2 protein-coding genes are annotated in these 2,285 nt (G+C 63.4%); both read right to left on the bottom strand.

Features of this window, described 5'->3' with window-relative positions; genetic code table 11:
• Window positions 1-630: trimethylamine methyltransferase family protein (locus tag A2I95_RS32250; RefSeq protein ID WP_291736392.1), on the bottom strand; the 630-nt coding region annotated here is incomplete at its 3' end.
• Window positions 631-634: 4 nt separating this feature from the next.
• On the bottom strand, window positions 635-2,285 hold a 1,651-nt coding region (locus A2I95_RS32245; RefSeq protein WP_291736390.1), incomplete at its 5' end, for an FAD-dependent oxidoreductase.

Below are 2,285 nucleotides of genomic sequence, written 5' to 3'. Positions count from 1 at the left end.
GTCCATCACCTGCGGCGTGCCGCGCGAGAAGATGAAGGGGAATTTGTCGGTCCGCGTCATCTGCGCCTCGGTGGTGAAGTAGTGGCGCAGGTGCACGGGCACGTCCTGCGGCTCCACCTGGGGCGAGATCATGTGGAAGACGTCGAAGTGATGGGTGAGCTTGAGGTACTCTAGATAGTCCTGGGCTGAGCCGGGGCGGCGTCCGCGTTCCAGATCGGTGGCATTGGGCGCACCGGCGCCTGCCTGGAACACCAGGCTGCCGAGCTCCAGCGTGATGTCGCGCTCCCGCGTGCCTGCCCGGCAGGTGATGGAGCGTGGCGCGGTGGTCAGCGCAGCCTCGATAATTTCGCGGCCAATATAGACCATCTCAGTGTCTTCATCGACACGGGCGCCGCCTTTGGCGTAGATCTTGCGGGCCTCGGGCAGCAGCACCTTCATGCCCAGCTCTTCCAGCATTTTCAGTGCGGTTTCATGCATGTCCGCGATCTGATGCTCCGGGAAGACCTCCATCAGCGGGAAAGGGTTCTTCAGCTGGCGGTAGTTTACATTGCGCTGCGGGGCAGGGGTAGCTTCACCCCCGCGGCCCCGGCGCCGGCGTCCGCGAGCATTGCCTTGGTTTTCGATGGTCATGGGGTCAGCCTCTCATCGCTTTGCCGGAAGGGTCGTAGGGGGAGGGTGCAATCACGCGGGCGGCACGCTCCTGACCGACGATATGCACTGTCAGTTTGCTACCTTCTTCAGCGGCGTCGCGGTCCACCATTGCCATGGCAAGCGATTTGCCCAGTGTGTGGCCATAGCCGCCGGAGGTGACAAAGCCGACGCGCTTATCTCCCTGCCAGACCGGTTCATAGCCGCTGGCATCGGCGTCTGTGGCCTCGACTTCCAGTGTTACTACGACCTGCGCCGGGCCGCCCGCCTCACGTTCCTTCAATGCGGCCTCGCGGCCAATAAAGTCCTTGTTCCAGTTGATCCAGCGGTCCATGCCGGTTTGCGCCGCAGTGTAGCCTTGGGTGAATTCCGCGCTCCAGATACCGAAGCTCTTTTCCAGCCGCAGGCTGAGCAGCGCGTTGAAGCCGTATTCGCGGATGCCAAGGTCCGCGCCCGCTTCCAGCAGGGTTTCGCGCAGGGTGATGTGCTCAGCGGCGGAGCAGTGGAGTTCATAGCCCAGCTCACCGGCGACCGAGAGGCGGCCCACTTTGAGGCGCAGCATCCCGATGTCGAAAGTGCCGCAGCCCATGAAGGGCAAGTCTGCGATGGGGCCGTCTGTCAGCTTTTCCAGCACCTTGCGGCTGTTGGGGCCTGCGAGGCTGAAACCGGTGATGGCATCAGTCACGTCGCGCACCGCGACGCCCTCGCCCTTGTGGTCCTGGAACCAGCGCATGTGCCATTCGCGCAGGTAGTAGCTGCCCATGATCCACCAGGTTCCATCTCCCCAGTTGAACACGGTGAGGTCGCCCTTCAGGCGGCCTTCGGGGGACAGCATCGGCGCCAGTTTGGCGCGGCCGGGTTTGGGCAGTTTCGAGGCCATGATGCGGTCAAGCCAGGCCTCGGCGCCCGCGCCTGAGACCTCAAAGCGGGAGAAGGCGGAGATGTCCAAGAGGCCAACGGTCTCGCGTACCGCCTTGCATTCATCTGCGACGATTTCAAAGGCGTTGGAGCGTTTCAGGGTCGGGGTTTCAGTGAAGTCTTCGGAAGGCGCGAAATAGAGCGGTATTTCCAGCCCGTAGCTGGCGCCCCAGCGGCAGCCTGCGGCGGTCATGTCCGAATAGGCGGGCGCCTTCTTCAACGGGCGGCCGGCGGGCAGCTGCTCGTTCGGGTAGGTCATCACGAAGCGACGGGTGTAGAACTGGCCGGTGGTTTCCTTGATAAAGCGCTTGTTCTGGGCGTAGTCGCCGAAACGGGCCACATCCATGCCAAAGACATCGGCCTCGGGCTCGCCATGGATCATCCACTCGGCCAAGGATTTGCCAACGCCGCCGCCCTGCAGGAAACCCGCCATCACGCCGCAGGCGCACCAGTAGCCGGGCTTGCCGCGCACCGGGCCAACCAGCGGGTTGCCGTCGGGGGCAAAGGTGAAGGCGCCGTTGACCCAGGTTTTCACGCCGGTGGTCTGCAGCGCCGGGTAGCGCTCAAAGCCCAGGGTCAGTTCGCGTTCGATCCTGTCGGGGTCTTCCTGCTGCAGCTCGAACCCGTATTCCCAGGGCGCGCCGTCCATCATCCAATGCTCGTGGTCAATTTCGTAAATGCCGAGCAGAATGCCCTTTTGGTCCTGCCGCATATAGGTG

Source organism: Leisingera sp. F5 (assembly GCF_001593695.1).
This window is presented reverse-complemented; position numbering and strand designations above follow the sequence as displayed.